This window comes from Priestia abyssalis (assembly GCF_002019595.1).
GTDB lineage: Bacteria > Bacillota > Bacilli > Bacillales > Bacillaceae_H > Bacillus_BA > Bacillus_BA abyssalis.
In genome coordinates this window covers 264,861-287,988 of the sequence record NZ_KV917369.1, presented here as the reverse complement: position 1 = coordinate 287,988, position 23,128 = coordinate 264,861, and the positions used below count along the sequence as shown (strand labels likewise).

Genomic DNA, 23,128 nt, shown 5'->3' with positions numbered 1-23,128 from the left:
ACTTCCATTTTGTGCAGGGCGTAGCCCAAAAATAAGTGGGAGATGAATCGCCTTTTTGCATAGCGAAACACTTGTTCTTATAGGATAATCTGCCTGTACAGGTTGTTCTTTGAAAACTGAAGATATAAGGTTGTGACAGGAAAAACGTCTGTCACGTAAAATCTTCAACGTTCAGTCGCCCCGCACGTATCAAAGTAGCGAAAACCAAGCAGAATCTTGTGCGGTGAGTTCAACGCACAAGATTCTAAAAAGTGTTCACCGTAGGGACTACGGGTAGAGCCTGCTCCATAACTGGTGGATACACTGGTGTTCGCAGGAATCCCCCACTTAACCAATAGCCAAGTTTTCCTCCCTATCTCTACAGCAATTACTCATTCCTAAAGAAACTTCACCAAAGACTACTTTTATTTTGTTATATCGTTAATTCCTAATACATGATCCCGAATATGTTGAAGATGAATACGGGTGGCTTCGATAGCCTCCGAAGCATTCCGACGTTTCACTGCCTCTAAAATGGCTCGATGTTCCGCTAAAGATTGGAGGTATCGCTCTTGTGAATGCAAGGTTTGCTTCCGAACCTGGCGGCTCATGTTTAATTTTGCTTCCATCATGGATACAAACACAAAGTTTTGCGTAGCTTCCGCTAAAGCTAAATGAAAACTGCTATCTGCCTCTACCATTTCGTCGGGGTGTTTTAGTCTTTCTTCCATTTTCAATAAGACCTGTTCCATCTTTGCAATGTTTTCCTCAGTGGCTCGTTGACTGGCTAACTCTGCAATTCTTGGTTCAAGGGTTTCCCTTGCCTCCAAAAAGTAGATAATGGCTGTCTTTTCAAGCATGTCTACTGTATTAAAACGATACTCCACCGTCATATTTTGGTCAGCTTGTTGAATAAATCTCCCACCGCCAGGCTTCGAAACGATGAGCCCTTCTGACTCTAACACTCGACATGCCTCCCGTAAGGAAGTGCGGCTGCATCCTAAAGTTTTGGCCAGTTCACGCTCGCCTGGTAAACGATCGCCTGGTTTTAACTTTCCATCCTCTATTAATTGCCTAATTTGTACCACTATTTTTTCGTATATTCTTTCATTACGTACACCTAAAAATATTTCATTACTCATAAATAGACCTCCTCCGTCTAATTGACAAACCGGTCCATTGGTTAGTCCAATTAATCAAAATTATAGTACGATGAACCCGAAACGTCAATTTCTTTATTTCCTTTTTAGCTGAATCCACTTTATTATGCCTCGTTCCACATGACTTTAAGAATCTTTTAATTGGTGATCGGGTAATCAAAGAACTAATAGTTATAGCCTTAAAGCACTAAACTCTATTTTTCCATTAGACGGAACTAATTTTCATCTACTGGCACAAAAGTAAAGAATATAGTAATCTAATGGTATGATTTTGGGATGTAACACATTTCATTTGTTCTATTATAAAACGAAACTGCAAATTATACGTCTTTTAACAATTACTAGTTCAAATTATTAAAGTGTAATAGACAATTTCCCGCCACCGGACTACCTAGTCTCACTTTTTATTAAATTGAACATCTTACTCTCTTGTTAAATTATTATTTTAATGAATTGCTTTAGAGCGAATAAGAAATTTAATTTCATGATTTTATAACTATACTTTATTCAAGAAAGGAATAGGTTTAACACATGATTATTTATGTCTATACAGCACTTATCATCTTGTATATTGTATCTAAATTTATATCGGTTCCTGTCCTTACTTTTAGTATTGGAATACTAGCTATGATTGCATTAGCCATTTCATTATTTCGTGCTACAGGACTGTATTTAATATCAGGCATTTGCTTTTTCACAGGTGGAGTTTTCTTATTTATATATAACGGTCTCCCCTGGTATACATTTTTTTTGCATTTTGAATCGATGCTTGGGGTCCTCTCGCTATTTTTAGTTCTACCTTTTATTAATTCTCTCATTCGTGTTGGTCGTTATGACAAAAATCTTAGTATGCTATTACAGCAAGGAGTCACTCACTTAAGTAAACTATATAGACGCAGTTCTCTTGTTTGTCATTTTCTTGGCTTATTCCTAAACATTGCGACTCTGCCATTATTAATCAATTCCTTAAATAGAACATTAAATCAATTTCCAAAAAAGGTGTCTGAAAAGTTTTATGCACAAAATTTACTACGTGCGTATGCACTTTGTCTTACTTGGAGTCCGATGGAAGTTATGGTAAGTACATCGATAGATATAACAAAAAGTAGTTATTTTCATGTATTTCCGATAATGCTCTCTCTCGCAATCATAATTATTATCTCAGACTGGATTCTTTCAGCTTTCAAACACAAGAATACTCCTTTAATCATTGAAGAAAAAACAGAAGTATCTTTAAAAGGAATTTATAAAAAAATACGTGAAATGTTGGTTCTCCTGATTATTTTTATCCTACTAGTTTCATTATCACAACACATTCTTAATAAGGGGTTTCTTTTTTCAGTAGTTCTTGTATTAATACCAATCTCCATTGCTTGGGCTATGTTTATTGGAAAAATGGACAGATATTTTTTAATCACGATACCTCATTGGAAAGAGCGAACAAAAGGATTATCTAATTATTTTTTTATGTTTTTAAGTGCAGGATTATTTGTAGAAATGTTATCTCTTTCCGGGCATCTAACCTTCTTGCAATCTGCTTTCGGTTCAGTAACAGAAAAAACATTATTGCTTTATTTAATGATTGGAGCATATTTTTTATTTACTTCCCTTGTAGGGTTTCATCCTTTAGTTTCCATTACTCTTCTTGCTGAGTTATTAAATCCTATTTTACCTGAGATATCTTCTATCTCTTTAACCATTGTCTTAATTTCTTGTAGTTTATCTACTGTTATGTACAGTCCATATAACCTTTCTGTATCAATTTTAGCTGATCAACTAAAGATTAATTCCTATAAAATGGGAATGTGGAATATTTCCTTTGCAGCGTGTTATATGTTAGTGAGTATTCTTATTGCATATTTGATTAAATTAATTTCCTAAAAATTAAAATTATTCCCCACCAATTGATCATTCTATATTATAATTTTAAATGAAGCATTTTTATAAATGTTTATTCTCCAAGTGTTAAAATTGTAATTAAAAAATCGAGAAAGAGTGCTTATAAAATGACTAATAAAGAAATGTCTCTTAGAGAAAAAAGCATCGTTTTTATAGGGTTCATGGGTGTGGGTAAAACTACCATTGGGGAAATTGTGGCTAAAAAATTATATAGGGATTTTGTTGATATAGATAAAGAAATTGAAACAGAATTTAATATGCCAACTACAGAAATATTCAATACAATAGGAGAGAAGGCTTTCCGTGAAAAGGAAAAAAACTTAATTAACCATTTTTGTAAACAAAGGTTAAAAATTATTTCTGTTGGTGGAGGGGCTTTTTTACAAGAAGAAATCAGAGAAATTTGTTTATCTAATTGCATTGTTTTTTTTCTAGATTTATCTTGGGAATCTTGGAAAGAAAGGATCAGCCTAATTATTGATAGTCGTCCTATATTACAAGGCCGTAGCCTTGAAGAGATTGAAGAACTTTTTTATAAAAGACAAGAAATATACTCACTTCATCATTCAAAAGTTAAGACAGATCATCTTGATGTCGAAGAAGCAGCTAATTATATTATTGAATCACTAAAAGTAGCCTGGGATATTTACGAGCCTCATTAAAATAAAAATATTTTAAAAGCTCATCATAGATACAACAAAACAGCCAAGAACTGTTTATAAAAGTTTTGGCTGTTTTGTTATCCTAAAACATTAAAGAAAGCTAATCAAATTTTACGATGTCTCCATCAAATAGTTTTTGCACCAGAACTCTATTTTTTGAACTTAGCCCAGCTGCTATCAAGAGCTTTTAAAAATTCTTCTTTTGAAGTTTGACCGCCTATATAGGATTGTGCTGCTGCTCCAAACTCCTGTTGAACACCATCAGGGAATTTCATCCAGTTCCAAGAAAGGGTTTTCCCCTCATTTGAGTATCTAACAAGCTCCTCCCCTAAAGGACCAATACCATTTGCCTCAATTCCTTTAAATGCAGGAATATATTTAAAATCTTCTACAATCGCTTTTTTACCGGCATCAGATGTTACAAGCCAGTTCAAGAAATCTTTTGCAGCTTTTTTATCCGCTTCAGGAGCAGTGTTGTGAATGACCCAGTTATTTGGAACCCCTACAGCCAGTTTATCATTTGCTGCCGCATCATCGCTGAGTGGCATCGGCAGAATCCCAACATTCATGTCTGGAGTAATTTTATCAAGCATTGGCTGTACCCAGTTTCCTTGCTGAAGCATAGCGGTTTCGCCGCTTGCAAATTGCGTTACTTGGGTATTGTAGTCTGTAGTCAAAGGATTTTTATTACCGTATTTAATCGTTAAATCCAACAGTTTGACATATTCATCAAACTTCTCGTTTCCTTCTATTTTAGCCGTTCCTTCACTTAACTGCTTAATGAATGCATCCGGATCATCTTGTTGTGCAAATGAAATGTTTAATCCGTGCGTTCCTAATACCCACCATTCGCCGTAGCCCACCGAGAACGGGGTAATACTTGCAGCTTTAAGCTTCTTCGCAGCTGCTTCCAGCTCAGATAACGTTTTTGGAGTTTCTGTAATGCCGGCTTTTTCAAATAGATCTTTATTATAAATAAAGCCGTATCCTTCCAGGTTTAATGGCTGTCCATATACTTTACCGTCCATCGTCATCGGGTCCAGCGTCCCTTCAAATGCTTCCTTTGTCCACGGTTGGTCTGATAAATCTTCTAACTTGTCCTTCCATGTTTGGGCATCCTGATAACCGGTGTTATTAAAGATATCGGGTGCATTGCCTGAAGCAAACTGAGCTTTTAGCGCCGCACCATAGTCGGAACCGCCGCCGACTGTTTGAATGTTGAATTTCACATTCGGGTGTTCTTTTGTATATTGATCAGTCAGAGCTTTCAATTGTTCGGCGATTTCAACTTTCCCTTGGAACATGTCAATTACTACTTCGCCGTCCTTTCCTCCTCCGCTCTTTTTATCACCTTCAGCATTATCATTAGAACAAGCTGTTGAAAAAAGAAGCGAGAAAGACAACGCACCTGCTGCTAATGGAAATCGTTTCATCTTTGTTGCCATGTTGTTTACCTCCTATGTTATAAAAGCGGTTATTTAACATACATTTATTGTCTCTCCGTTAACCCTTTCCTAAGGGATGGCGAGACAATTCAAGAAAAGAAATAAACTTATTTGATGGACCCGCTTGTAATGCCTTTGATGATATGTTTTTGCATTGCGAAGAAGAAAATCAATAATGGGATGATACTAATGACCAATGCTGCCAATGCTAAATCCCACTGTTTTGTATATTGTCCGAAGAAAAAGAATGTTGCTAATGGAATCGTTCTCAATTCTGGATCTTGAAGAACAAGCAATGGTAACAAGAAGTCATTCCAAATCCATAAGCTGTTCAAAATCATAATGGTTACTGTAATCGGTTTTAACAGCGGGAAAACAATTCTCCAAAACACACCTAATGGTGAACAGCCGTCAATAATGGCCGCTTCTTCAAGCTCTACTGGAATTCCTTTAATGAATCCATGATATAAGAAGATGGTCATACCTGATCCAAAGCCTAAGTACATGAAGACAAGTCCCCAAATACTGTTTAACAATCCTAAGTTACCTGCTACTTTCACTAATGGAATCATGATAGACTGGAATGGAATAACCATTGCCGATACGAAAATCATAAAGATGATTCCGCTGATTTTCTTTTTTGTTCTGACAAGCATATACGCTGCCATCGAACAGAAAACAACGAGAACAATGTTACTGACGACTGTGATAATAAGTGAGTTTGTGAATACTTTTAAATAGTTCATTTGCTGGAACGCATTCACATAGTTTTGAAATTGCAAAGCCGATGGCAATGCTGATGTATTCGTCAAAATCTCTGAGAACGGTTTCAAGGAGTTTGATACAACATAATAGAACGGCACTAAAAATACGAGACCAAGCAAGATAGCGAGAATTTCAAGAGTAAAGGTTTTTCCGTTATACTTGTTTCCCATTATGACTCAACCTCCTTCTTCTTCGTGTACATAACCTGAATAGCTGTGATGGCTGCTACGACGATGAAGAAAATTAATGCTTTTGCTTCACCGAGTCCATAACGGTTATTCACGAATGATTCTGTATAAATGTTAAGCGCTAACATTTCTGTCGATTTAAATGGACCACCGTTTGTCAACGATAAGTTGACATCGAAAATTTTGAATGACCATGAAATGGTTAAAAACAAACATACCGTTACAGCCGGAGCTACCATTGGCATGGTAATATGGCGAAGAATTTGCCATCTGTTCGCTCCATCAATTTTAGCTGCTTCAATTAATTCTTGCGGAACATTTTGTAGTGCTGCTGTGTAGATTAACATGATGTAACCTGCACCTTGCCATACACTGACAATGACAATTCCCCAGAAAGCCGTTTTGGCATCACCCAGCCAAGGTAATTCAAAAAATGAAATCCCTGTTATTTGCCCGATTGATGCAAAGCCTTTAACGAAAATGAACTGCCATACGAAACCTAGTAAAAGACCTCCGATTAAGTTCGGTAAGAAGAATACTGTACGTAAGATGTTTCTTGTTTTCAACATTTGAGTAACAAGCAACGCTAATACGAAACCTACGATGTTAGTTAATATAATGGCAACGACTGTGTATTTAGTTGTAATCCAGAAAGATTGCTGAAACTGCTTGTCCTCTGTGAATAAATATTTAAAGTTATCAAATCCGACCCAATTAATGTTTCCTGTTACCCCGTTCCAATCTGTAAAGGCATAATACACACCTGTAAAAAAAGGAACCAATACGATAATACTAAAGGCCAGAAACGCCGGACCAACAAATAAAGCAAATAAACCTGCCTTTTTTAGCTTCCTATTAGTAGATGAGGTAACTGATTCGTTAACTTTCGAATTTTTCTGATCATTAACGGTAGCTGAACTCACATTTTCCAACTTACTTTGACTATTCATAAAACTGCACCTCCTATGCCTTTATTTTACCGAATGAAAGAATTTATGAAACTGCTTACATTGACCGTTAGGGTGGAAAATATTGAACTAATAATCGATCGTCTTCGAAAGAAGACGATCGATTATTAGTAAAAAAATAAAAACACCTTATGAAGATCGGGAAGAACAATTTTATCCACCTTGTCTCGCTCAGCCCATTAATAGAGTCTCAAAAGATATTGAATATGCAACTTTTCCAGCAAAAAAACAACCTGCTCCTTTTGAAAGGAGCAGGCTGTTTTTACGCATTCACTGATTCATCTTCTTCCATGACAGCAAATTGACGTTTATGTTGTAATGAAAAATAAGCGATCGTGCCTGCAATTGCAATAGCAAAGAATATACCTAAAGTCGCGGCATTTTCCCACATGAATGCGAAATCTCCACTTGAGATCACCGCTTTGAATCCAGCAACAGAATATGACATCGGGAGCCAATCATGGAACGGTTGCAGTTTGTCTGGAATCAGTTCTAAAGGGAACGTTCCTGCACTCGTTGAAAGCTGTAAAATTAGAATAATGATCGCTATAAATCTCCCTGGATTACCAAAAGGCGTTACAAGCATTTGAATTAACGCCATAAATGTCAAACTCGTGATAATACTCAATAATAAGAATAGTGGAACACTCTGTACTTCCATTCCTAAACCAATTAGTAAAATCGCATCTACTAATAATGCCTGAATAATCCCAGCTAGTGCCACTACACCAAACTTCCCGATAAACCAGCTGAAGCCGTTGTTTGGCACATTGGCTGGCTCATAAAACGGAAATACAATAGACAGTACCAGCCCTCCCACAAATAAACTCAAGGATAGAAAATAAGGGGCAACTCCTGTACCATAGTTTGGTACTTGATTGATTTTTGTCTCTTTGACATGTACAGGATCTGCAAACATGTCATATACGTCATCATTTGCTTTTACATCACCTGTTTCTTTCGCCCCATCAGAAAGTTTTGAAGCCAATTCATCCGAACCATTTGATAATTTGTCCATACCCTTTGTCAACTCGCCCGAGCCATCTGATAGTTTATCTATGCCATTCGCCAGTTTATCTGAGCCATCTGATAATTTGCCCATACCGCCTGCTATCTCGTTTGAACCTTGAGCCAGTTGATTAGTAGCAATCTGCAGCTTACCAGAACCAGCTGATAACTCTCCTAGTCCAACAGATAGCTCTTTACTGCCAGTAGCCAACTGTTCTTGGCCCTGAATCAAACGCTTCATTCCATCGCCGAGTGCTAAACTGCCTTGATGGACCCGAGACGCTCCCGTCGAAAGCTCATCTGCACCGTGCTTAATTTGTGAGGCACCATCAGAAAGTCCAGCCAAACCACCTTCGACTTTTTTATTTCCTTCCGACAGCTTTACTAAGTTAGCTTTCAATGATTCAAGAACGTATTGTTGCTGCTCATCTGTAGTTTGAACCAGAATCTCATCGATTTTTCTCATCATATCGTCGAGTCCTTTGCTAATATCAGCAGCCCCTGCTTTCGTTTTTTCGGCGCCTTCCTGCCATTGCTCTACTGCTGAGGCTAATTGACCAGCTCCGCTGCTTATTTGTTCAGTTCCTTTTGTTAATTCAGGCAGCTTACTGTTCATTTCATTCATTCCAGCGAGCGATTGCTCTAATCCTGAAGATAGGTCACCTGCTCCAGATTTAGCCGAATTGATTCCTTCATGTAGATCGGATGCTCCTTTATTTGTCTGAGAAAGTCCTGTATAAAGCTGGTCTACTCCGCTTTTCGCCGAATTGATACCATTATGAAGTTCATCTGCTCCGCCTTTTGCTGAATCGATTCCATCACGAATCTCCTCTGTTCCATCTTTTGCTGAATTAATTCCATCGTGTAGCTCGCCTGCTCCTTCACTTGCATCAGCCAATCCTTCTGACACATCTTTAATATCAGCAAAAACAGTTTCTGCATATGTTTCGGTGATATTATTAGAAACTTCTTCCTTAATCAGCTCAATAGCTGAATCCCCCATTTTAGCTGATAAAAAGTTCAACCCTTCATTTGCCGTATACACTAGATCCGATTTCTTTGGATGATCTTCTTGTAAAGTAGTGGCGTTTTGAGAAAAATCCTTTGGAATTTCAATCATCATATAATACGTTTGTTCTTGAAGTCCTTTTTCAGCCTCTTTTTTGCTGACAAATTTCCAATCAAACTTTTTTTCTTCTTTTAGATTTTCAACAAGTTCATCCCCAATGGCTATCTTCTCGCCGTTCATTTCAGCGCCTTTATCTTCATTTACTACAGCGACAGGCAACTTCTCTACATGGCCATAAGGATCCCAAAATGCCCATAAAAGCGTACTTCCATAAAGTAAAGGAACAAATAATACACCGATGACGGAAATTAAAGTTTTACGATTTTTAACGACTGCAGAAAATTCACTCATCAGTGCTGAAAGATTTTTCATAATAAACCTCCTCGTTCTCTCAAAGATCATCATATATCTTATTTCATGGTTTGTTCATTACCGCCCAACAAATGACCACTTTTCTCATTCGGTCAATCGAAACGATAAAAGATGGACTATCTAAACTGATAATCCACGTAAAAAGTAGAGCTCGATCAATTCAGCAATCTTTTCTTTAGACAAAGACTCGTGTCGCTTTTCCCAATCTGATACAAGCGCGATATATATCTTAAAAAGAAGAAAAGCTGTAATCTCCGGGTCACACTCACGAATTTCGCCTTTTTCGATTGCCTCTTCAATTTTTTGCTTAATATATGAAACAATCGTCGTTTCCACTTGTTCCAACACTTCTTGAACAGCTGGTGTTCCCATTTCCTTTTCTTCCTGAAGCAGTTTAATCATCAACTGATGTTCCGTCCGGAATTCCAAAATGCGATAAAGAGCGTGATGAGCCTTTTCGAAAAAGGATTGACGGCCATCCATCGCTCGTTCTGCTACTTCCTTCATCTCAATAATCATGGTTGAGACAATTTGATCAAACAATTCTTCTTTATTTTTAAAAAACGTATAAATTGTTCCTTTACCGACATTGGCAATTTTCGCAACCTGATCCATCGTTGTGGCTTTATAACCAAATAGTGAAAACGACTTTGTTGCTGCTTGAATAATGGATTGTCTGCGGTCGATCATTATTTTTCAACCTCCATTCTGACCAAAATAACAAAACGGTCAATCAGTACAAAAGCAATCATATCATGAAATAATTAAAGACTCAACTTTTTTATTTCTTTGTGAAAGTCTTTCCCGCTGCTCCCTTCAACAGAGGTTCCCTGATTGTTAAAAAGAGACAAAAAACGCGCAGGGAACTGCACGTTTTTTCTACACTTAAATTTTCTCTAAAGCCTTTAATACAACCGTTGCCATCGCATCCATAAATTCAGGCTGGGCGTTCGGCATTTCTGGACGGTAATAATTAGCTCCCAGTTCATCTGTTACGACTTTACATTCATAATCGTTATCATAAAGTACTTCCAAGTGATCTGCTACGAAGCCTGCAGGCACATATACAAAAGATGTGTAGCCGTGATTTTCATGCAGCTCTCTTGTCAAATCTTGAACATCCGGACCAATCCAAGGCTCTGGCGTATTGCCGGCACTTTGCCAGCCGATGACACAGTGTTTTATCCCGGCAGCTTCTGCAATTAAATCTGCTGTTTCCTGCAGTTGCTGCGGATATGGATCTCCTGCTGCAATAATCTTTTCAGGCAGGCTGTGCGCCGATACAATTAATACTGCTTTTTCACGCTCTTGTTCAGACATGGATAAAAACGTGTTCTTTACGCGTTTGGCCCAATAATCCACAAACTTCGGCTCATCATACCAGCTTTCAACCGAATGAATAATTGGCCCTCCCAATTTCTCTGCCGTTTCTCTTGCACGTCCATTGTACGATTTTACACTGAAAGTAGAAAAATGCGGAGCCAATACAATGCTGACCGCTTCAGTGATTCCGTCTTCATGCATTTGCTCCACGGCATCTTCCACAAAAGGTTCAATATGTTTTAAACCAAGATACATCTTGAACTCAATTTCATCCTGAACTTCATTTAGACGCTGTTCCAGCTTTTCTGCTTGTTCCTGTGTAATTTTAGCAAGAGGAGAAATACCTCCGATTGCTTCGTAACGGCTTCTTAAATCTTCAATCATTTCAGGAGAAGGTTTTCGTCCATGACGAATATGCGTATAATACCGCTCTAAGTCTTCTTCTTTATATGGAGTACCGTAGGCCATTACAAGTAAGCCCATTTTTTTGTTCTTCATTATTTGCTGCACCTCATTTACAGTTTGTTCATACCCACTCTTCATTTTGCCATGAACTAAAAACTAAATTCAAAAATAAAGTATATGGAAGTGCCTTCCCCTAACCTTTTTCAACCCCTCCGAATTCTCTGTCCATGAATTCAGGGGCAAATGCTTGTAAGGGACCGGCCAAGTGCTGACACACCTAGCCGATCCCTCATGAAATGGGCTGTTGGAATGATGATGCTGTAAATGTTTGATTAATAAAAAACTCTTTTGCCAATATCAAACACGCACATTTCATTTACAAGCCCGCTTTGCCTATTTCAATTTACTTGCAGAATACTCATGGATAAACGCAGTCAATCTTTTCAATGTTTCTGGATTTACTTCCGGGAATACACCGTGTCCAAGATTGAAGACATATCCTGGTTGAGCCATTCCTTGATCTAAAATGGCTTTCGCACGTTCCTCAATGACTTCCCATGGTGCTAAAAGAATAGCAGGATCCAAGTTTCCTTGAACGGCTTTTGTAATCCCCATTTCTCTCGCCTCTTGAATTGGCAAACGCCAGTCAAGCCCGACTACATCGAGTGGAAGATCATGCCATTCTTTTGCCAGATGACTTGCACCTACTCCGAACATGATAAGAGGTACATTTTTCTCTCGTAATGCGGAGAAAATGCGTTCCATTACCGGCTTAATGAAATAGCGGTAATCCGCTACATTCAGGGCGCCAACCCATGAATCAAAAATTTGGACAGCCTTTGCACCTGCATCGATTTGCGCCTTTACATATGTAATCGTCATGTCAGCCAACTTGTCCATCATAGCAAACCAGGCTTTTGGTTCCGCATACATAAATGCTTTTGTTTTGTTATAGTTTTTCGATGGACCGCCTTCAATCATATAGCTTGCCAGCGTAAAAGGTGCACCGGCAAACCCGATAAGCGGTACATTCAATTGCTCTCTTGTCAGCAATTTAATCGTTTCCAATACGTAAGGTACATCTTCTTCCGGTGAAATTTCACCTAATTTTTCTACATCGGCCATTGAACGGATAGGGTTATCAATCACTGGTCCAATACCCGTTTTAATCTCAACATCTACTCCGATCGCCGGCAGCGGCGTCATGATATCTTTATAAAGAATGGCTGCGTCTACATCATATTGCTCCACAGGCAGACGCGTTACATAGGCACACAGCTCCGGCTGATGTGTAATTTCAAATAAGGAATATTTCTCCTTTAGTTTTCTGTATTCAGGCTGTGAACGACCTGCCTGACGCATATACCATACAGGAACATAATCTGTTTTTTCGCCTTGGCAAGCTTTTAAAAATGTTTCGTTTATTCTTCGTTGATCCATGACCTTTCCCCCATTTATATCATCTATACGTCATTATAGTATGTTTTCATTTTTCGAACTAGGCTTCACTTGCAACTATACCTATAATTTCTTTCATTGTATAGTTTCCAACGAAAAATTTCAAAAAATCGCCACTAGCCTTTCATTGTGCGGCTTCTTCACTAAAAAACGCAGGTATGACTTCATTCGACTTATCGCCTTGCTGCTTCGTTAATTGATTGTACGGAACAATATAAAAAGATGGGATGTTTAACACATTAACCTTTTCAACGTCGTATTGGCCTTTTCCTTTCACTTTCCCGACCAACCGAGCATCTCCTTCTTTTAACTCGTATATATGATAGACCAATCGTTTGTCAGATGGGGGTGTCCATGTCAACCGTACTGTAAACAAACCGAGCGGCTTGAAAATAACATCGCTTTTTAAATCGTTAACAGCTTGAAGATGAATCGGCTCGGGTAAGTCCTTCACATCCTCTGGAGGGGTAAAGGTTGTGGCATGTTTTAAAGGCGATTTTGTTAAAATATCTTTAAACAGCCTTGTTGGATAAGAGCTTCCCTTTGTTAAATAATGCTGTTTATCCGTCCTATCGTATCCCATCCAGACTGCCCCTACCACATCATCTGTATATCCCACAAACCACGTATCTTTGGAAGCCCCTTTTACCCCGGTATAAGAAGTCGTCCCTGTTTTTCCGGCCAGAGCTCCTTGAAAACTTCCGGATTTGGCGGTACCCTCCTTCACAACCGTTTCAAGCATTTTTGTCATATCCCATGCCGTTTGTTTGGAAAATACTTTTTCCTCTTTTGGTGCAGCCTCCGCAATCACTGTTCCATGGCGATCTTCAATTTTTTGAATAAAAAACGGTTCAATCGTTTTTCCTTCGCTGGAGAAAGTCCTGTACGCAGAAACGAGTGATAGCGGGGTCACGCCTTCTTTTAGTCCCCCGAGTGCCATGGCAAGACCATCATCTTCAATTTCTAATCCTAAACGGTTTAAATACTGCTTGCTTATCCCCACTCCTAATTCGTTCAATGCCCAAACGGCAGGGGCGTTCGTGGAGTGAACTAACGCATCATACATCGTGATGGTCCCCTTATACTGGCCATCTATATTTTGAGGAGCATATCCGTTATATGTAAGAGCTTTGTCCTCCAATAAAGAATAGGGTTGAAACTTTTTCTCCTGAAGCGCCGGAGCATAAACGGCCAGAGGCTTAAATGTAGAGCCTGGCTGCCGCTTAATGTTGACCCGATTCAATCCTTTTTGGACATAATCCCTTCCCCCAATGACTGATAACACACCGCCCGTTTTTTGATCCATCAACACAAAAGCACCTTGCACAGTTTCATCTGTACCTGGAAAATAGCTTCCTTTTTGGAATAGTTCATAGGCTGTTTTCTGCACATCCCGATTCATGGGAACGGTAATTTTATACCCTCCCTTTAACAGCTCTTCATTGGAAATGGAGTACTTATCCTTTGCCTCATCCATCACCATATCAAGATAGGTCAAAAAGGCTGGCTCTTTTACTTGCTGGTGTACATCCAACGCCAATGTTCGGCCTTGCAGTCTTACGGTCTGTTCACTCGTTAAATAATCTGATTTCCGCATTAATTCCAAGACAACATTCCGGCGCTGCAAACTTCTTTCCGGATGTAAAATAGGAGAATACGCTCCTGGAGCTTTCGGCAAGGCAGCCAGCAAGGCACCTTGTTCCACCGTTAATTGTTCAACATCCTTATTGAAATAAAGCTTAGACGCTGCTTGAATACCATATGCACCATGCCCGAAATAAATCTGATTCAAATACACTTCCAATATTTTTTGCTTGCTGTATCTCTTTTCTAAATTCACAGCAATCACGACTTCTTTTGTTTTACGCATCCATGTTTTCTCACTTGATAAAAAAACATTTTTGGCTACTTGCTGTGTGATCGTGCTCCCACCCTCTACTTTGCTTCCTGCAAGCAGGTCTTTGTACAACGCCCGCCCAATCGCTTTTATATCGATCCCATGGTGATGATAAAAACGGGCGTCTTCCACAGCAATGAACGCCTGCTGCACATGTTTCGGGATTTCGTTAATAGACACGATATCCCGATTCTCAACATAAAGCCTTGTAATTTCATTTCCCTTTTCATCCACTAACGTAGCAGCGGAATTCATCACAAATTTCTTCTCGTCAATGACATATTTTCCTAAGAATAAAATGAGAAGATATCCAATAAGAGCAAGCAAGACCATTCCTATAATGGAAAAGAACACAATCATTCCTTTTCTATTCATATCAATCACCTCGTGTTTCACTAGGATGATAGTAGGGTAAATTAAATATCAATGCTTTTGCACTTTTCATATTAAGACCTCATCAATATTTCATCACCATTGCCCATCTTACACTATTTAATATAAAAATCCATGACACAAGTTCTCTAAACATGGGAAAGGTCTCCCGCTATGAAGAAAACTAAGTCCATTTTTGTCTTCTTTTGTCTCAAATTATATAATTTAGTATGAAGATAAATGAAACATTATATACCAAAACAAGGAAAATATACATAGCAAAGAGAGGGAATAGCATGAACATGTTCATTACATTCGGAACAGCTGATTATTTGCAAAAGGTAAAAGAAAACCACCTTCAAGAAACTATGATTCTCATGTCCAATGGAGATAATGCCATGCTGATTCATGAAACAGCGGAAAAAACCGTTTTTAATTCTGGCCACCATTATGAAGTACTGGATACAGTCGGCAATGTGGAACAAGGGAGTTTTGCCGTATTAAATAACATCCCTGTTACGGATGAAGGCCGTCCTGTATTTGAATACCGCTTCAGTCAGCGGGCCGGATTGATTGAACAAGAACCGGGATTTATAGCCATCCGAGTATTGCGCCCCAAAGATACAAATACGTATGTGATTTTAACCATGTGGGATTCGGAAACATCCTTTAAAAAATGGCAGGAATCGAAGGCTTATGAGAAGGCTCATGAAAAACGGGGGACATCTGAAGGAATGGACCAGCAAAAGCCGATCTTTTCTGGACCATCTTATGTTACGACTTATCATGTCATATCCGGTGAGTAAAAAGAGCAGCAGCAATGTACGGGACTACTTTTGAATCCTATTGAATTTTTAATATCCATTCTCGACTTTCATCCGATTTTAGCTTTTCTGTTCTTCCATCTTGAATCATATCAAAAAGGTTTTCGTATAACGGAACATGGGTGTTTTGTTACCCATGTTCCGTTATTTATGTGGATTCTATATGCATTCCACTTAATAACTCGACACATCTTTCTCTACCACAATCGTTCATCCAGACAACTTGAATCGCTGCTCAAGGGTTAGAAAACTCGACATGACCACCCTTTAGTCCTGTCGAATTTTCTAAATTGATCTATATATTGGGCATTCGCACATTTGAACGGCCTTGTCATATTGTATAGTACAGTGACCTATTGGGAGGGATTTTTTATGGGCATTGAACTGACTGCCCTTCATTGGATTTATGTGAGCTTCATTTTTCTTATCATTGGGTTCATGGTTATGAGAAGAGACACAAGTCTTGTTTGCATAGTCGGAATTTTCTTATTGGCCATCACCGCTACCTCTTCATTAAGCGGTGCCGTAAGCGGTATTTTTAATAGTTTTATTTATGCCATCACCGAACTTCTCCCTACCATTCTCGTCATCTCCATTATCGTAGCCATGAGTAAAGCCCTGACTACAACAGGGGTTAACGATGTCATGATTTCTCCATTTGCCCGTCTCATCAAGACTCCTGCTCTGGCGTATTGGACCATTGGATTATTAATGATGATCATTTCATGGTTCTTCTGGCCTTCCCCAGCTGTAGCGTTATTAGGCGCTGTGTTATTGCCAGTTGCAATTCGTGCGGGTCTTCCTGCACTTGGTGTCGCTATGGCTATGAACTTATTTGGTCATGGAATTGCCCTGTCAGGGGATTTCATCATACAAGCAGCACCAAAATTAACAGCGGATGCTGCCGGATTATCTGTTAATGAAGTGATCACTGCCAGCATTCCGCTAGTAATCGTAATGGGAACAGTCACGACTATTACGGCCTTCTTCCTTCTAAGAAGAGAGATGAAAAACGGCACCCTTACTGCCGATCCAGCTACACCATCCTTTTCTTCAGATAAAGATGAGACACTCTCCCTTTCTCTTCGCACAAAACAATTCATTGCCGTCGTGATTCCTATTTTATTTGCCATTGATGTATGGGCCATGTTTATGTTGAATTTACAAGGTGGAGACGCTACCGCATTAATCGGTGGAACTTCTGTCTTCATTCTTGTTCTGGTTGCTCTCATCGCCTACAAAGGAAATGGCTTGGAGAAAACAACGAGCTATTTGATTGAAGGCTTTCAGTTCGGTTTTAAAGTATTCGGTCCGGTTATTCCAATTGCTGCGTTCTTCTACTTGGGCGATTCAGGATTTCAGGCTATTCTCGGCGATTTTCTGCCGAAAGAATCCCACGGAATCGTGAATGACTTGGGGGTAGCCCTTGCCTCCATCGTTCCGTTAAACGCCCAGATCGGGGCCATTACGTTAACAGGCGTCGGGGCCATTACAGGCCTTGATGGTTCTGGTTTTTCAGGCATCTCCCTTGCCGGTTCCATTGCCCAACTGTTTTCTGCCGCCATAGGGGCGGGAGCTGCAACTTTAACGGCACTTGGCCAAATCGCTGCCATTTGGGTCGGAGGGGGTACCCTCGTTCCATGGGCGCTGATCCCGGCCGCCGCCATTTGCGGTGTAGACCCGTTTGAACTGGCACGTAAAAACCTGCTTCCTGTCACGATTGGGTTAATCGTCACAACGATTGTGGCAATGTTTTTAATTTAATCACGCCTAAGCATAAAATCTATTCTTAAAGAGATAAGATTTCAAAAAAGAAAAGGCGGTCCGCTAGCACATTTCCAAATGCTGACGAACTGCCTCTTTCTTTTTCCATTCTTTACTTATTGCTTACTTTCACTTCTTACGTATACGGTCATAAATCGTTATAGCTATAATGAGCATCAATCCGCCTAAACTGTATCCCGCCAAAACATCTGTTGCATAATGCTCACCGAGGGCAAACCGGCTGACACCTATGGCAATCATTAATAAAATCACAGCATATAGAACTGCGTTTTTAAGCAAGGAATGCGATGAGTGTCGATGGATAAAGTAGACAGTCATCCCGTACATAATCAATCCGACCATTGCATGGCCGCTCGGAAAACTATAACCTTCTACGGCGATACCATCCAAAAGCGGCCGCTCTCTTTGCACCCAGTCCTTTACTAGTTTATTGACAAAGTTACCCCCCAGCACAAATAAAAACATCGTAATCATTCCCGCATAGTCCCTCTTTAGAAACCATAAAAAAATGATAGTCAAAATGGAAATGCTAATGATAGCTGGTTTTGAAGCTAATGCTGACACAACTTCCAGTGCTTCAATTTCCACAGGTCCTATCCGGCTTACAAAAAGATTGTAGATCCGCTCATCAAAAATGGAAAGTTTATCTCCAGCAACCATGAATGAGATAATTGAAAATAATAACACACAAATAAAAAACCCGCATATAGGCCATATGTTCATTCTTCTTTTTAATTCATATGAACGTTGGATTTCCACATTTCCTTCCCCCTTCTCGCCTGTTTGAATCTTCTTTATTATAGAGACAAAGCAAAGATAGGCAATATATTTTTCTTTATCTAAAACTTTTTACGATGTTATAATTGTAAGAAATATCAAAAATTTCAAGGCTTTCTTCTATCACTTACTTTGTTTATAAGTTCCACTACATAATTATAAGGGGGTTATGGCATGTTTTCCAATTTTATGAAGGCTCTTGAGCAGAAGTATGAGCAAATGGTTGAAATAAGACGCTATCTCCATCAATATCCGGAACTTTCATTTAAAGAATATCAAACAGCGGCTTATATTCGTTCTTTTTATGAAAGGCGCGGCATTGCGGTTCAAGCTAATGTGGGCGGCAACGGACTAGTCGCTGTTATTGAAGGAAAAAAACCTGGAAAAACAGTGGCACTGCGGGCTGACTTCGATGCTCTTCCGATTCAAGACGAAAAAGACGTACCTTATAAATCAACTGTGCCTGGAGTCATGCATGCTTGCGGCCACGATGGCCACACTGCCACTTTGCTTTCCTTGGCAGAAGTCTTCTACGATATGAGGGAACACCTTCACGGGAATATTGTCTGCATTCATCAACATGCAGAAGAATATGCTCCAGGGGGAGCGAAAGAAATGATTGAGGCCGGCTGCCTGGAAGGTGTTGATGCCATTTTCGGTACTCACTTATGGGCAACCGTTCCTACAGGCGTTATTCAATACCGAACCGGTCCCATAATGGCAGCCGCAGACCGGTTTGAAATTACGATTAAAGGGTCAGGCGGCCATGGAGCCCAGCCTCATAAAACGAAGGATTCCATCGTGATCGCTTCACAGCTTGTCATGAATTTACAACAAATCGTAAGCCGGCGTGTCAATCCGATTGATTCCGCTGTCGTCACCGTTGGATCATTTGTAGCGGAAAACGCTTTTAACGTCATTGCCGACAGTGCCAAGCTTGTTGGTACCGTTCGTACCTTCAATGAAGAGGTTAGAACGCAAATCGAAGATGAAATTGAACGAGTCATAAAGGGTACCTGCCTCGCTGCAGATGCAGATTATGAATATGTTTATACACGCGGTTATCCTCCTGTTGTCAATCATCCGGAAGAGACGGACTTTTTAATCGATACGGCAAAAGGAATCGAAGGCGTTATTGCGGTGGAGGAAACAGAACCCCATATGGGCGGAGAGGATTTCGCTTATTATCTTCAGCATGTAAAAGGTACCTTCTTCTTCACCGGTGCTAAAGCGCCTGAAGTGACAAATGCTTATCCGCACCACCATCCACGTTTTAATTTTGATGAAAAAGCGATGCTCATTGCCGCAAAGGTGCTGGGAACGGCAGCATGGACATACCTAGAGAAAAACCAGCCCATTGAAGAAAGCGTGACAACGAACAACTAGAACCGCAAAAGAAACCATTAGTGAGGATCTTATGGCCGTTAATCGGGGATAACCCTTTTAAAAAGAACCAGCACGGACCTTTCCATGCTGGTTTTCTTTCTCTTAAATATGAAATTCAACAGAGGCTATCTTTCAGCAAACGCAGACGATAAACATTCATAGCCGTTTCACCCAGATGATCGAGAAGACGATAGTTCGCAACCGCACCAACGACAGCACCGATTCCTGGCATGAGCTGGAGCATTTTCACAAAATCAATATAGTCACGATACTCCTGTTGGAAAGTGCGCCAATCAACCTCTTTGGTTTCTGTTAGATCGCTGTTCCATTTCTCCAATTTCTCTAAAATGACAGGACGCAGTTCATCACTGCAAAATGCCAAATGAAAAATATATAAAACAAAAATACGTTCCTCGACTTTTTTAATGTCAAAACCGTAAATGGAAGCTATGTCGAATAAACATTTCATTTTAATGGATAATAAAAGCGGAAAATCAGCCAATCCCCACAAAAAACCGCCTGCACCTGTTCCCGCCCCTTCCACTGCTGCCGTTTTTTTATATTGCTCAATCGTTTTCAATACCAGCTGCTCTTTTTGCTCTAATGAAAAGTTGGCAGTACTTTTAGCCTTCGTTGTTAAATTAGAGCCCATAATGGTCGCCTGCACCATTTTTTTGATGCTTTCGGTGATCACTTCATGAACCTTTTCTGGAATTTTATTGTTAATTGTCGTTTGAACCTTCTTGGCCATCCGCTGAAAAACAGGAGATTTTTTATCCATTGCTGCCTTCCAGTTCATCACTTCGGCTAGTACTTTCTGTTCATATGCATCCATACGCATATCATCCTTTTCTTCGATTGTTACTAATAATACGAATGAGCTCCTAATTCGTTCCTTCTTTTTCACATTTTTTTAAGTTTGGAACGAATATAGATTTTAATGAACAGCTGACCGAACAAAAGCCCCATAAGCAAAACGGCTGAACTTGTAATGGGATTTTTTAGGAGAACGAATAAAGATAAAAGAATAGCTTGAACACTTAAGACGATTTGAAGCAAATTCAAAAAAGCTTTTTCCCTCTGCGCTTCTTCAATAGGGTATAGTGATGTCCACAGCTTATATTCATGATGCTTCCATAACGGCATGAGCTGAAAACCAGTTAAATAAATAATAGCCGCAGCCACTATCATGTTTCCATATTGCAGCGGCGCATTCCATAGTATAAGTCCCCCAATAATCGTCAATCGAATAACCAAACCAAAATAATCGCCGGCTCGCAAAAACGTTCGGCTATATAAATACTGGTAAGATGCCGATGGAGCAAACCGTATGCGTTTCAATAACCAGTCCATGTAAGCGCGCCGCACGACCTTCTCTTTTATGTTCGGAACATCGGTAAATAAATTGGCTATACGATAAAAGAACAGCATCCGCTTTGTTTCCAGCTCAATTAAATGCTCCCACTTTAATGGCTTTTTCTTTGTTAACGCATAATAATAATAAGCCAATCCGGCAATAAGAACGGCCACTGCCAAAGGAAAGAAAAGAGGAGCGTTCGCAAACAATAAATAAGCAAATACGCTATTCAAGGCAAACCTCACTGCATAATCGGCTCCTCTTGCCGAAAAATCTTCAAAATATGTCATATGCCATGACATAAAGGCGTTTGCAAGCTTCACCAATAAAAAAAGAATAAACACCGTTACAATCGATCCGTAAGCTTGTCCTGTCGCCTTCACATAAAGAGGAGCCAATGCAGCAACTGTAATTAATAACACGTAGACCTGAGATGTAAAACTAAAGAAAAAAGACTTGATCAAATAAGGCTTCAGTCGTTGTTCCAAAGGAAGTAAAAAGACGATATCAGCCTGCTTGAAAAATGTCCGAATCCCTCCTGTCGTCAATACAATGCCTATAATAAGCGCCATCAATAAAGCAGCCGGAAAAGAAGGAGAGAGTTGTTCTAGCCATAATTGATAATAATAGGCCGCTCCTCCGAGAATAAAAATTAAGACAATTTTTAAATGGTCGTTCAGCATGTACTTCAAATATTTTCTCGTATCGGCCGCATATTGTTGAACTCGTTGCTTCCACAAAGCATTTACATCATTCATAATCTTCTTCCTTCGTTAACCGAATATAAATTTCATCCAAAGTTGCTTCTGGCATGGCAAATTCTTGGCGCAGCTCCTCTAACGTCCCTTTCGCCCGCACTTCCCCATTATGTAAAATGACGAATTGGTCACAATAACGTTCCGCTGTCGCTAAAATATGTGTGGACATTAAAATACCAGCTCCCTGCGCTTTCATCTCGTTCATTAAATCGAGCAGAGACTGAATGCCGAGAGGGTCCAGCCCCAAAAAAGGTTCATCTATGATATAAAGGGATGGCTGAACTAAAAAAGCACACATAATCATGACCTTTTGCTTCATCCCTTTTGAAAAATGGGCTGGGAACCATTTCAGCTTTTTATCCATTCTAAACTCTTTCAACAATTTGGACAGACGCTCTTCATAGGTTTGCCGGTCGATATTATAAGCCATCGCTGTCAATTCAAGGTGTTCCTTTAATGTAAGTTCATCATACAGCACAGGTGTTTCCGGAATGAATGTAAATTGGGAACGGTAACGATTTGCGTCTTCTTTAAACGATTTTCCATTAATCGAAATATCTCCGCTTTTTGCTTCCATTAATCCAATAATATGTTTGATCGTCGTACTTTTCCCTGCTCCATTTAAACCAATTAAGCCAACAAGCTCTCCCTTTTTCACATGAAAGGATACATTCTTTAAAACCGGCTTTTTTGTATAGCCTCCTGTAACATTTTGAAGCTGTAATAAAGTTGTCATGAATTCTCCTTCTTTTTCATTAATTTTACTTTAGCTTTATTTTAACAAATCTTCGCTCTTTGCACATTTTTCTTATAGCGCGTGATTAAAAACCATTATTTCCCTTTGTATGTTTTTCTTAAATGGCGGGTAATCTAATTGAGGAAGAGGGGACAAGATAAAACAATGTTGATAATCATTTTACAATGATTCACAGTTTCAGCATTGAAATGAGGTGTCTACAAAAGACAATCTTGTCAATTAGACCATACACTTCTTTCTACGCTTATTAATAAGGGGATGGTTAGTTTGAACAATGTGAGTGAACATGAACAGCAAAAATTTACTTCATTGTAAATGAGGTGTTTATCGCAGGCCATATAGCTGATTTGCTCATTAAAGGTCAGACTTACTAAATCATTTCTTTAAATGAGGTGTTTGTCAAAGACCATGCAGCCAATTTGCTCATATTCATTTAGACTTACTAAATCATTTTTAAAATGAGGTGTTTGTCGCAGGCTATGCAGCTGATTTGCTCATAATGGATTAGACTCAC

Annotated in this window: 18 protein-coding genes; 5 read left to right on the top strand and 13 right to left on the bottom strand. The window is 39.4% G+C overall.

What is annotated here, in order from left to right; genetic code table 11:
• Positions 1-404 precede the first annotated feature (404 nt).
• Positions 405-1,121, bottom strand: coding sequence for a FadR/GntR family transcriptional regulator (locus BK575_RS01470; RefSeq protein ID WP_078408587.1), 717 nt, complete (start codon positions 1,119-1,121; stop codon positions 405-407).
• Positions 1,122-1,670: 549 nt separating this feature from the next.
• Here BK575_RS01470 and BK575_RS01465 point away from each other — a divergent pair.
• Together BK575_RS01465 and BK575_RS01460 are read left to right on the top strand one after the other, a co-directional pair.
• Positions 1,671-3,020 carry a hypothetical protein gene (locus tag BK575_RS01465; RefSeq protein ID WP_078408586.1) on the top strand — a complete coding sequence of 450 codons (1,350 nt, stop codon included), beginning with the start codon at positions 1,671-1,673 and terminating at the stop codon, positions 3,018-3,020.
• A gap of 125 nt (positions 3,021-3,145) precedes the next feature.
• Positions 3,146-3,700 carry a shikimate kinase gene (locus BK575_RS01460; RefSeq protein ID WP_078408585.1) on the top strand — a complete coding sequence of 185 codons (555 nt, stop codon included), beginning with the start codon at positions 3,146-3,148 and terminating at the stop codon, positions 3,698-3,700.
• A gap of 149 nt (positions 3,701-3,849) precedes the next feature.
• On the opposite strand, the gene BK575_RS01455 is transcribed toward BK575_RS01460, so the two are convergent.
• From BK575_RS01455 to BK575_RS01420, 8 genes are all read right to left on the bottom strand, one after another.
• Positions 3,850-5,145 (bottom strand): ABC transporter substrate-binding protein, encoded by a 1,296-nt coding sequence (locus BK575_RS01455; RefSeq protein ID WP_078408584.1) that lies wholly within the window; start codon positions 5,143-5,145, stop codon positions 3,850-3,852.
• 107 nt (positions 5,146-5,252) lie between these two features.
• Complete coding sequence (locus BK575_RS01450; protein ID WP_078408583.1) at positions 5,253-6,080, bottom strand: carbohydrate ABC transporter permease; 828 nt, start codon at positions 6,078-6,080, stop codon at positions 5,253-5,255.
• Entirely contained in the window at positions 6,080-7,048 is a 969-nt protein-coding gene (locus BK575_RS01445; protein WP_078408582.1) for a carbohydrate ABC transporter permease, read from the bottom strand. Before BK575_RS01445 ends, BK575_RS01450 begins: the two co-directional genes overlap by 1 nt.
• A gap of 280 nt (positions 7,049-7,328) precedes the next feature.
• Positions 7,329-9,515, bottom strand: coding sequence for a YhgE/Pip domain-containing protein (locus tag BK575_RS01440; RefSeq protein WP_078408581.1), 2,187 nt, complete (start codon positions 9,513-9,515; stop codon positions 7,329-7,331).
• 120 nt (positions 9,516-9,635) lie between these two features.
• The gene (locus tag BK575_RS01435; protein WP_078408580.1) at positions 9,636-10,208 is read right to left on the bottom strand and encodes a TetR/AcrR family transcriptional regulator; all 573 of its coding nucleotides are present in this window, start codon (positions 10,206-10,208) and stop codon (positions 9,636-9,638) included.
• Positions 10,209-10,400: 192 nt separating this feature from the next.
• Complete coding sequence (gene hemH / locus BK575_RS01430; RefSeq protein WP_078408579.1) at positions 10,401-11,336, bottom strand: ferrochelatase; 936 nt, start codon at positions 11,334-11,336, stop codon at positions 10,401-10,403.
• Between the two features lie 300 nt (positions 11,337-11,636).
• Positions 11,637-12,683 carry a uroporphyrinogen decarboxylase gene (hemE, locus tag BK575_RS01425; protein ID WP_078408578.1) on the bottom strand — a complete coding sequence of 349 codons (1,047 nt, stop codon included), beginning with the start codon at positions 12,681-12,683 and terminating at the stop codon, positions 11,637-11,639.
• Between the two features lie 142 nt (positions 12,684-12,825).
• Entirely contained in the window at positions 12,826-14,973 is a 2,148-nt protein-coding gene (locus BK575_RS01420; RefSeq protein WP_078408577.1) for a transglycosylase domain-containing protein, read from the bottom strand.
• Positions 14,974-15,266: 293 nt separating this feature from the next.
• Between BK575_RS01420 and BK575_RS01415 the strand changes: the two genes are divergently transcribed.
• Both BK575_RS01415 and BK575_RS01410 read left to right on the top strand, forming a co-directional pair.
• Entirely contained in the window at positions 15,267-15,776 is a 510-nt protein-coding gene (locus BK575_RS01415) for an antibiotic biosynthesis monooxygenase family protein (RefSeq protein ID WP_078408576.1), read from the top strand.
• Positions 15,777-16,166: 390 nt separating this feature from the next.
• Positions 16,167-17,558: a hypothetical protein gene (locus BK575_RS01410; protein ID WP_078408575.1), complete on the top strand. Its 1,392-nt coding sequence runs from the start codon at positions 16,167-16,169 to the stop codon at positions 17,556-17,558.
• A 129-nt stretch (positions 17,559-17,687) separates the two neighbouring features.
• On the opposite strand, the gene BK575_RS01405 is transcribed toward BK575_RS01410, so the two are convergent.
• Entirely contained in the window at positions 17,688-18,338 is a 651-nt protein-coding gene (locus tag BK575_RS01405; RefSeq protein WP_078408574.1) for a phosphatase PAP2 family protein, read from the bottom strand.
• Positions 18,339-18,530: 192 nt separating this feature from the next.
• On the opposite strand from BK575_RS01405, the gene BK575_RS01400 reads away from it, so the two are divergent.
• Positions 18,531-19,742 carry a M20 metallopeptidase family protein gene (locus tag BK575_RS01400; RefSeq protein WP_078408573.1) on the top strand — a complete coding sequence of 404 codons (1,212 nt, stop codon included), beginning with the start codon at positions 18,531-18,533 and terminating at the stop codon, positions 19,740-19,742.
• A 115-nt stretch (positions 19,743-19,857) separates the two neighbouring features.
• On the opposite strand, the gene BK575_RS01395 is transcribed toward BK575_RS01400, so the two are convergent.
• From BK575_RS01395 to BK575_RS01385, 3 genes are all read right to left on the bottom strand, one after another.
• The gene (locus tag BK575_RS01395) at positions 19,858-20,577 is read right to left on the bottom strand and encodes an EcsC family protein (protein ID WP_078408572.1); all 720 of its coding nucleotides are present in this window, start codon (positions 20,575-20,577) and stop codon (positions 19,858-19,860) included.
• A gap of 68 nt (positions 20,578-20,645) precedes the next feature.
• Entirely contained in the window at positions 20,646-21,857 is a 1,212-nt protein-coding gene (locus BK575_RS01390) for an ABC transporter permease (protein WP_078408571.1), read from the bottom strand.
• Positions 21,850-22,593 (bottom strand): ABC transporter ATP-binding protein, encoded by a 744-nt coding sequence (locus BK575_RS01385; protein WP_078408570.1) that lies wholly within the window; start codon positions 22,591-22,593, stop codon positions 21,850-21,852. The genes BK575_RS01390 and BK575_RS01385 overlap by 8 nt, the downstream gene beginning before the upstream one ends.
• Positions 22,594-23,128 lie beyond the last annotated feature (535 nt).

Excerpts from the sequence above, each read along its gene's own strand:
- BK575_RS01415 (WP_078408576.1), top strand. The coding sequence starts at position 15,267 with ATGAACATGTTCATTACATTCGGAACAGCTGATTATTTGCAAAAGGTA.
- BK575_RS01440 (WP_078408581.1), bottom strand. The coding sequence starts at position 9,515 with ATGAAAAATCTTTCAGCACTGATGAGTGAATTTTCTGCAGTCGTTAAA.
- hemE (WP_078408578.1), bottom strand. The coding sequence starts at position 12,683 with ATGGATCAACGAAGAATAAACGAAACATTTTTAAAAGCTTGCCAAGGC.
- BK575_RS01465 (WP_078408586.1), top strand. The coding sequence starts at position 1,671 with ATGATTATTTATGTCTATACAGCACTTATCATCTTGTATATTGTATCT.
- BK575_RS01410 (WP_078408575.1), top strand. The coding sequence starts at position 16,167 with ATGGGCATTGAACTGACTGCCCTTCATTGGATTTATGTGAGCTTCATT.
- BK575_RS01450 (WP_078408583.1), bottom strand. The coding sequence starts at position 6,080 with ATGGGAAACAAGTATAACGGAAAAACCTTTACTCTTGAAATTCTCGCT.
- BK575_RS01455 (WP_078408584.1), bottom strand. The coding sequence starts at position 5,145 with ATGGCAACAAAGATGAAACGATTTCCATTAGCAGCAGGTGCGTTGTCT.
- BK575_RS01390 (WP_078408571.1), bottom strand. The coding sequence starts at position 21,857 with ATGAATGATGTAAATGCTTTGTGGAAGCAACGAGTTCAACAATATGCG.
- BK575_RS01460 (WP_078408585.1), top strand. The coding sequence starts at position 3,146 with ATGACTAATAAAGAAATGTCTCTTAGAGAAAAAAGCATCGTTTTTATA.
- hemH (WP_078408579.1), bottom strand. The coding sequence starts at position 11,336 with ATGAAGAACAAAAAAATGGGCTTACTTGTAATGGCCTACGGTACTCCA.
- BK575_RS01470 (WP_078408587.1), bottom strand. The coding sequence starts at position 1,121 with ATGAGTAATGAAATATTTTTAGGTGTACGTAATGAAAGAATATACGAA.
- BK575_RS01445 (WP_078408582.1), bottom strand. The coding sequence starts at position 7,048 with ATGAATAGTCAAAGTAAGTTGGAAAATGTGAGTTCAGCTACCGTTAAT.
- BK575_RS01400 (WP_078408573.1), top strand. The coding sequence starts at position 18,531 with ATGTTTTCCAATTTTATGAAGGCTCTTGAGCAGAAGTATGAGCAAATG.
- BK575_RS01395 (WP_078408572.1), bottom strand. The coding sequence starts at position 20,577 with ATGGATGCATATGAACAGAAAGTACTAGCCGAAGTGATGAACTGGAAG.
- BK575_RS01420 (WP_078408577.1), bottom strand. The coding sequence starts at position 14,973 with ATGAATAGAAAAGGAATGATTGTGTTCTTTTCCATTATAGGAATGGTC.
- BK575_RS01385 (WP_078408570.1), bottom strand. The coding sequence starts at position 22,593 with ATGACAACTTTATTACAGCTTCAAAATGTTACAGGAGGCTATACAAAA.